Origin of the sequence: Enterorhabdus sp. P55, from assembly GCF_009911695.1 — a bacterium.
GTDB lineage: Bacteria > Actinomycetota > Coriobacteriia > Coriobacteriales > Eggerthellaceae > Enterorhabdus.
This window is the reverse complement of the sequence record NZ_QWKK01000100.1, coordinates 1-7,791: the sequence shown is the minus strand read 5'-3', so window position 1 is coordinate 7,791 and position 7,791 is coordinate 1. Positions and strand designations below refer to the sequence as shown.

Genomic DNA, 7,791 nt, shown 5'->3' with positions numbered 1-7,791 from the left:
GCGCGCGAGCGCGCGGCGCGGGTGCGGGCGCGACCCCGACGCGCGACGCGGATGCGGGAGCGCAGGCAAGCGACGCAGGCGCGAATGCGCCCAGAGCGCATGACGCGGCGGGCGCAGGCGGCGGCGCGGCGCGCCCCGAATCTCCCGGCTTCCAGCCAGGCGCGGGGCGCTTCTTCGCCCGGCTGGCCGACCCTCGGGCGGCGGTGGACGTGGGAGGCATCGCGAAGGGATGGATAGCCGACGAGCTGTCGGCGCTGCTGGCCACGCGGGGGCTGGGCGGCTTCATCGTCAACCTGGGCGGAAACGTGGCCGTGGGCGGCGCCAAGCCGGACGGCGCGCCCTGGCGCGTCGGCATCCGCGACCCGCGAGCGCCCCACGACCCCGACGCCCTGCTGGGCGCCGTCCCCCTGGCCGCCGGGTCGGCGGTGACCAGCGGCGTCTACGAGCGTTCGTTCACCGGAACCGACGGGCGGCTGCGCCACCACGTGCTCGACCCCCGCACGGGCTGGCCCGTCGCCACCGACGTGGCCGGCGTCACCGTGGTGGCCGACCGCTCGCTCGACGCCGAGGGATTCTCCACCACGCTGCTCGCCCTGGGCCTAGAGCGCGGGCTCGCCCTGGCGCGGCGCCACGCGGAGATTCGCCAGGCCTTCTTCGTCGGCTTCGACGGCCAGGTGACCCCAGCGCGCTAGGCGCGCGACGCGGGCGGGCGCAAGGCGCGGCCCAACGCACCGCGCCTCCCCGCTTTCGCAAGCTAAGCTCCCTCATTTCGAGGTTTCTGGCCAAAAATACCGTGGTTTACGCAACCACGACGCTGCATGGGAAAACGCCGGCAATCATCGTCTCCGTCTTACCAGGTCAAGGTTATTCTCAGTCAGAAACAGCCGGAGAGGTTGCGGAGGATACCCCCGCCAAGCGCGGAAAACGTGGTGTTTTTGGCCGCAAAGACCCTCCGAGGGCGCTCCTCAGTACGGAAACCCGCTCGCGTCCAGCTGGGCCGCCTGGTGCGCGTCGAGCCAGCCCTCGGGGATGGGGGCGTCGTCATGGCAGCGGCTGCAGGCGTTCACCGACTGGCGGTGGGACTTGTGGCACTCGCCGCACTCGATCTGCTCGTGGCGCACCTCGGTGACGTGGGGGTTGCGCTCCCCCAGCGCGGAGGTGGCCTGGGCCAGGTCGTCGCGGGTCATGTTGTGGCAGTTCTCGTTCAGGCAGAAGGACTCGGGATCGTCCTTCTGAAGGTAATGGTTGAGGTCGGTGAGCGAACGCTCGTCAAGCGGGTACTCGAAGTCGCCGCTCACCCAGTGCAGGCCCTCGGTGATCTGCTGGCCGAGGGTGGGCTCGTGGCAGGACAGGCACGTGAGGCCCGCCTGCTTGTGCTGGACCACCATGAGGTCGCCCATGTCGTCCACGGGGTTGCCCCACTTGTCGAGGCCGGCTTGGCCCGGCTCGCCGTCATAGGTAGCGTTGATGGGATCCTGCGGCGCGTGGCAGATGGCGTTGCAGAAGCTCGGCTGCTCGTGCCACACCCAGAACCCGGCGCCTGCCACCACCACGACGGCGCACACGACGCCGGCCACCACGGCCAGCTTGCGACGATCCCTGCGCTTCGCCGCGGGCGCTGCCGCGTCGGCGGAGGCGGCGGTCTTCTTATCTTCGGTCATCACTTCTCTCCTTCCGCCTTAGGCCAGCAGGGCGAAGCCCTCGGCCAGGAGCGCCTCGGCCTTGTCGAGATTGGCATGGGCGGCCTCGGGGTTGTGGGCGCCCTCGCTGTTCTCGACCATCACGTAGTCCCAGTAGAACTGCGCATGGCGATGGATCTGCTGGGCGCGGGCGAGGGTCTCGGGATCGAGGGAGTCCTTCACGGAGGCCAGCTTCTCGATGTAGCGGACGATGTCCTGGGATATGGCCTGCTCGCGATCGGTGACCCCCTTCTGCCAGGCGGCCACCTCGCCGGCCAGGTCGTCATGGCACAGGCCGCACTTCTCCATGAGCTCGGGGCTCTCGAGGGGGCTCACCAGCTCGTGGGAGGAGTAGCGCGCGCCGGTGTCGGACTCCTCCGTGGCCATGTGGCAGTCGGCGCAGCTGAAGCCGGCCGCGGCCATGCGGGACTGCTGGCCGCCGTAGACGGTCTCGAACTCGGGGTGCTGGGCCTTCAGCAGCGGCGCGCCGGTATCGGGATGCTCCCAGTCCTTGAAGCCGAGGGCGTCGTAGAAGGCGAGCATCTGCTCGGCGTCCATGCCCGCGAGGCTGTCGTAGGGATTGCTCGTCACCTTGGCGGCGTTGAAGTAGTACTCGTTGTGGCACTGGCCGCACACCTGGGCCTCCACTGGCGTGGCCTCGGCCGCATCACCGAGGGAGCCGTGGTAGAAGCCGGAGGTCACCTCGAGCTGGGTCGGGTCGTTGCCATGGCAGTTGTAGCAGCTGACGGGCTCGTCGAACAGGTCGATGAGATCGCTGAACTTCTCGGCGTAGACCCCATCACCCTCCTCGTTCACCAGGGCGGTGAACTGGGGCGTCTTGCAGGTGATGCAGTTGGCGAGCGTGGCGTCGGTCACGCGCGGGGTCTCGGTGATGGAATGCAGCGTGTAGCTGTGGCCGGCCGCCTCGTCATAGCCCTTGGCGAAGCCGTAGCCCTTGTACATGGTGTTGAGCGCAGGGTAGGTCTCGAGGTAGTTGTCCTTGCCCTCGGGCGCGTTGGCCTCGTTGGCCTTCCACGTCTCGTACTGGTGGGGATACAGGCCCGCCCACTCCTCGGCCTTGATGACGCCGAAGCTGTCGGCCGCGGGCGTCAGGTCGGCCTCGGGGGCCGCGGGGTTGTTGGCCCGCGGCGCGCAGGCCGCCAGGCCCGCCACCATCATCGTGGCGCAGAGCGCGGCGGCGGTGAGGCGCAGCTTCTTGCTCTTGAACATCGTCACTCCCTTCCTTCGTCAGATCGGTGCTCGTCAGAACCGCGCGGAGGGCGCGGCGGTATCGGTCAGCTGGCAGCCGGGCCGGGCGGCGGCGCGGCCGCCGGATCGGGCGCGCAGGCGGCGGGCGCCGAAGCGGGCTTGCGGGGACGGCCCAGTCTGAAGCGCAGGGCGTCGGCGGGGCAGGCGTCCACGCAGGCCCCGCAGACCAGGCAGTCGCCGGCACGGACGATCACGTCCTCGCCCGAAAGCGCCGGCTCGAGGATGACGGGATCGGCCAGACAGACGGCCTTGCAGCGGTCGCACTGGACGCAGGCGTCGTGGTCGATGGCCACGTTGACCTGGCCCGCCCGGCCGAGTGCCTCGTAGAGCCCGCCCATGGGGCACAGGGCGCGACACCACACCCGCCGGCTCCAGAGCAGGTCGCAGACGAGCACGGCCACGAGCGTCCACGCGCCGGCGAGGGCCCCGAACAGCAGGCCGCGGTTCACGGCCCCCACCGGGTTGAACGTCTCGAACACCGGCACGCCCACCAGGGCCGACAGGGCCACCACCGCCGCGGCCACGCCCAGCTTGGCATGGCGCGGCACCGCACGCTCGCGCACCTCGATGCCCAGCCGGCGGCGCAGCCAGTCGGTCGCCTCTCCCAGCAGGTTGACGGGGCACACCCAGCCGCAGAAGGCACGCCCGCGCACGAGCCCGTAGGCCACGAGCACGGGAAGCGCACCCACCATCAGGGCGGGCGCCAGATCCCGGGAGGAGGCCGCCACCTGGAGCGCGGCCAGCGGGTCGAGCAACGTCACGCCGCCGACCGAGGAGGAGGCCAGGCTGCCGTAGAAGACGCCCTCAGCCGGCGTGGCCACGGCCGCATCCCCTCCGGAGAACCCGCCGAGAAGGCCCCAGCCCGCCGCAACGAGCGGCAGGCAGAACAGCACGATCAGCGCGCACTGCACGACGCGGCGCACCGCCGTGACGCGGCCCATCCTGCGCGTCTTCCCCGTCATCCTCGCTCCTCCTTCCCTCTCATCCAGATGCCCTCGCGGGCCTGTCGCGGCGCCTCAGCGGCGCGCGGCGTACTCGTCCTCGAAGTTGCAGTACACCAGGTTCACGCCCGTCACGCCCTCCACCTGGATGAAGGAGCTTGCCCGCTCGTGGGAGGCCTGCACGCTGGGGGCCTCGATGGTCACCACCAGCTTGTGGCCCTGGCGCTCGTGCACCTCCACGCCCGGCAGCGCCGCCAGCGCCTCGGCCGCCGCCTCGGCGCATCCCGGCGCCGTCTCCACCACCAGGCTCGAGATGACCACGGGCTCGGCGCCCGCGGCGGCGCCGGCGCGCGCGTCTCTGCTCGCCATCGCGCGCCGCCTAGCCCTGGGAATGGCAGGTGAGGCACTCCCTGCGGGCGCCGAACACCTCGTAGGTGGACACGTCGCCGTCCACGTAGTGGTCGGCGGGCAGGGGCGTGGCCTGGGCCAGCATGTGGTCGGTGGTCTCGTTGGCGCCGTGGCAGCCGTAGCAGCCGTCGGCCCCCAGCTCGTAGAAGCGCCCCTCGTGGCTGGCGGGCATGAGCGACGGCTCGCCGACGGCAGGGCCGGCCGAGGCCTGGGCCGCGTCCGTCCCGCCGCATCCGGCGAGGCCGCCGAGGGCCACGACGAGCAGGGCCCCGGCCGCGACGGCGGTGATCTTCTTCCTCATGGGCCTTGACCTCCCTAGATCTTCTCGATGGACACGGTGGTCTTCTTGTAGTCCGGCTCCTTGGAGAGCGGGCAGTAGACGTCCTGGACCACCAGGTTGATGAGGGTCTCCTCGGCGAAGAACGGCGCGAAGACGATGCCCTCGGGCGGCGCGGTGCGTCCCGCGGTGGACACCTTGATGTCGCAGGAGCCGTAGCGCGACCTCACGCGCACCCTGTCGCCGTCGCTCACGCCCAGGCGCTCGCAATCGGCCGGGTTCATGTCGAGCAGCGCCTCGGGGAGCGCCCGGTCGAGCTCGGCCACGCGGCGGGTCATCGACCCGGTGTGCCAATGCTCCAGCAAGCGCCCGGTGCACAGGTAGAAGGGGTACTCCTCGTCCGGCACCTCCGCCGGCGGCTCCCAGGGGCGGAACACCACCGAGGGGCGCTTGCCCGCCGACTTGTAGAAGCTCACGCCGCCGGCCTTGTCGTGCTCGCCGTACTGCTCGACGCCGTACTGGTCGAAGCCGTCGGCCTGGTCGCCGTCGCAGAAACGCCACAGGGTGGGCAGCCACTCGCCGTCGACCTCGCGCACCGGCCAGGTGAGGCCGTGGTTGTCGATGTAGAGGTCGTAGGGGGCCAGCTGCTTGGCCTCCATCTTGAGGGCCGCGGACTCGTTGATGGCCGCCGCGCGGTCGTTGAGCCAGGGGTTGGAGAAGGTGCGGTACTCCTCCCAGATGGCGCGAGACACCTCGCGCTGGTCGCCGCGGAACTCGCCGGCCTCGGCGTCGTACCACGCTCCGAACAGCGCCTCGAAGGCGTCCTCGTCGCCGATCTTCTCGCCGGCCAGAACCCGCTTGGCTATCTCCATGAGCATCCACAGGTCCCACTGGGCCTGCCCCGGCGGGTCGACGGCCTTCTCGAACACCGCGGTGCGGCGCTCGCCGTTGCCGAACTGGCCCTCGCGCTCCACCCACATGGCCGCGGGCAGCACCACGTCGGCGTACTGGGTGGAGAGCGTCGGGTAGACCTCGGACACGCAGATGAACGCGTCGATGACGCCCTTCTTGTCGCCGCGCCCGAGGAATCGGGTGAGGTTGGGCAGGCTCACGGCCCAGTTGTTGTGGGCGCTCCAGAGGAAGTCGATGTTGCCCTTGGACAGCTCGCGGAAGATCTTCACCGTGTGGAACCCGGGCTTGGCGATGGCGTCGAGGTAGCCCTCGGGCAGGTTCCAGACGGCCTCGGTGTAGCGGCGGTGCGGCTCCTGGGCCACCACCAGGTCAGCCGGCAGGCGATGGCAGAAGGTGCCCACCTCGCGAGCCGTGCCGCAGGCCGAGGGCTGGCCCGTGAGCGAGAAGGCGCCGTCGCCCGGCAGCGCGTAGCGGCCGGTGAGCAGGTGGATGTTGTAGATGCAGTGGTTCATCCACGTGCCGCGGTTGTGCTGGTTGACGCCCATGGTCCACAGCGAGAGCACCTTGCGCGACTTGTCGGCGAACACCTCGGCGAGCTCGCGGATGTCGTCGGCGGGGACGCCGGAGACCTCCTCGGCGTACTCGAGGGTGTAGGGGGCGAGGCGCGCGGCGTACTCCTCGAAGGTGATGGAGGTGACGGCGTCGACGGACTGGCCCTGCTCCGAGGCGTCGTAGCCGTCCTCGAAGGCGTTGCCGATGTTCTCCGTCCCCTGCTTGAACTGCAGGTGGTCGGCGACGAAGGCCTTGTCGTAGAGGTCGTTTTCCACCAGGTAGCAGGCGATGGCGTTGGCGATGGCGATGTCGGCGCCTGGCTTGAACGCGAGCACCTTGTCGGCGCTCGCGGAGGTGCGGGTGCGCAGGGTGGTCACGTCGTAGTGGCGCACGCGCTCGTCGGCCAGCTTGCGGGCGGTCAGCCGCGAGTAGAGCATGGGATGGGCCTCGGCCATGTTGGCGCCCCAGGTGACGAACACGTCGGCCTCGTCGATGTCGGCGTAGCAGCCGGCCGGCTCGTCGGTCTGGAAGATGTTCATGAAGCCCACGACGGCGCTGGCCATGCACAGGCGCGCGTTGGGATCGATGTTGTTGGAGAGCAGGCCGGCCTTCCAGAACTTGGCCTGGCAGTACCCCTCGACGATGGGCTGCTGGCCGCTGCCCCAGAACGCGAGCCGGCTCTTGTCGGCCTTCCACGTCTCGCGCAGCTTGGACGCCACCAAATCGAGCGCCTCGTCCCACGTGGCCTCGCGCAGGCCGTCCGGGGTGCCCTTGGTGGCCTTGTCGTCGCGGATGAGCGGCGTGGTGAGGCGGTCGTCGCCGTAGAGGGCGCTGGCCAGGTAGTACCCCTTCACGCAGTTCAGACCGCGGCTCGACCCGTTCTCGGGGTCGCCGGTGACCGATACCAGGCGGCCGTCCTTGGCCTCGACGATCACACCGCAGCCGCAGCCGCAGAAGCGGCACACGCCCACGGTGCGCGTGGTTCCCGCCGGGGTCGTCGGGGCGCTCGAGGCCTTGGCGGCCCCGTCCGCGCAGCCGGCCATGGTGGCCATGGTGCCCGCGGCCGCGGCGCTGGCGAGCGCCACCGCGGTGGTCTTCACGAACGTCCGTCGCGTGAGATCCATGCTGTCCTCCTCTGCTTTCCTCTGGTTGCGATTTCCTGCCCGCCTGCCTCGCCCCCGGCCGTCCGGCGCGACGGACCGGGCGGCGCTCAGGCGCCCGTCGTCGGCTCCACGTGGATGGCGGGGCGGGGGTCGCCCACCGGGCAGCGCTGCTCGCACAGCCCGCATCCCACGCAGCGTCCCTCGTGGACGACGGGGGCGAACACGGCGTGGATGTCGTCGCCCTCGCGCGGGCGGTAGTCGATGGCGATGGCGTCGTCGATGAGCGGGCAGGCTCGGTAGCACACCTCGCAGCGCATGCCCTTGAACGACAGGCACAGCTCCTCGTCGATGCGCGCGGTGCCCATGGCCACCTCGGAGCGCTCCCGCACCGGGGAGAGGGCACCGGTGGGGCACGCCGCCGCGCAGGGGAAGCCGGCGCAGAGACGGCAGGCCTGGGCCCGGGCGTCGATGACGGGGGTTCCCGCGGCCAGCCCCGCGTCGAGCGGTGCCGCGTGGATGGCCTGGTAGGGACAGGCCTCCAGGCAGCGGCCGCACTTGACGCAGCGGGCGTCGAACGCGGCGGGCGCGCCGGCGCCGGGCGGCCGCAGCAGCCCCAGGGCGGGGCGCGTCCCCTCCCAGGCGGCGGCGAG

General features: G+C 71.0%; 8 protein-coding genes. 1 reads left to right on the top strand and 7 read right to left on the bottom strand.

Annotated features, from left to right (window positions below; all coding sequences use genetic code 11):
- On the top strand, nucleotides 1-692 hold a 692-nt coding region (locus D1643_RS08910), incomplete at its 5' end, for an FAD:protein FMN transferase (protein ID WP_160710285.1).
- A 273-nt stretch (nucleotides 693-965) separates the two neighbouring features.
- On the opposite strand, the gene D1643_RS08905 is transcribed toward D1643_RS08910, so the two are convergent.
- The 7 genes from D1643_RS08905 to D1643_RS08875 all read right to left on the bottom strand — a co-directional run.
- Complete coding sequence (locus D1643_RS08905) at nucleotides 966-1,661, bottom strand: cytochrome c3 family protein (protein ID WP_160710284.1); 696 nt, start codon at nucleotides 1,659-1,661, stop codon at nucleotides 966-968.
- Nucleotides 1,662-1,679: 18 nt separating this feature from the next.
- Nucleotides 1,680-2,909, bottom strand: coding sequence for an ammonia-forming cytochrome c nitrite reductase subunit c552 (locus D1643_RS08900; RefSeq protein WP_160710287.1), 1,230 nt, complete (start codon nucleotides 2,907-2,909; stop codon nucleotides 1,680-1,682).
- Between the two features lie 65 nt (nucleotides 2,910-2,974).
- Nucleotides 2,975-3,910 (bottom strand): NapH/MauN family ferredoxin-type protein, encoded by a 936-nt coding sequence (locus D1643_RS08895; RefSeq protein WP_160710283.1) that lies wholly within the window; start codon nucleotides 3,908-3,910, stop codon nucleotides 2,975-2,977.
- Between the two features lie 54 nt (nucleotides 3,911-3,964).
- Nucleotides 3,965-4,258 (bottom strand): chaperone NapD, encoded by a 294-nt coding sequence (locus tag D1643_RS08890; RefSeq protein WP_201751049.1) that lies wholly within the window; start codon nucleotides 4,256-4,258, stop codon nucleotides 3,965-3,967.
- A gap of 10 nt (nucleotides 4,259-4,268) precedes the next feature.
- The gene (locus D1643_RS08885; protein ID WP_160710282.1) at nucleotides 4,269-4,598 is read right to left on the bottom strand and encodes a nitrate reductase cytochrome c-type subunit; all 330 of its coding nucleotides are present in this window, start codon (nucleotides 4,596-4,598) and stop codon (nucleotides 4,269-4,271) included.
- A gap of 14 nt (nucleotides 4,599-4,612) precedes the next feature.
- A complete protein-coding gene (locus D1643_RS08880; protein WP_160710281.1) occupies nucleotides 4,613-7,162 on the bottom strand; it encodes a molybdopterin-dependent oxidoreductase in 2,550 nt (849 codons plus the stop codon).
- Nucleotides 7,163-7,248: 86 nt separating this feature from the next.
- Nucleotides 7,249-7,791: 4Fe-4S dicluster domain-containing protein (locus D1643_RS08875; RefSeq protein ID WP_160710280.1), on the bottom strand; the 543-nt coding region annotated here is incomplete at its 5' end.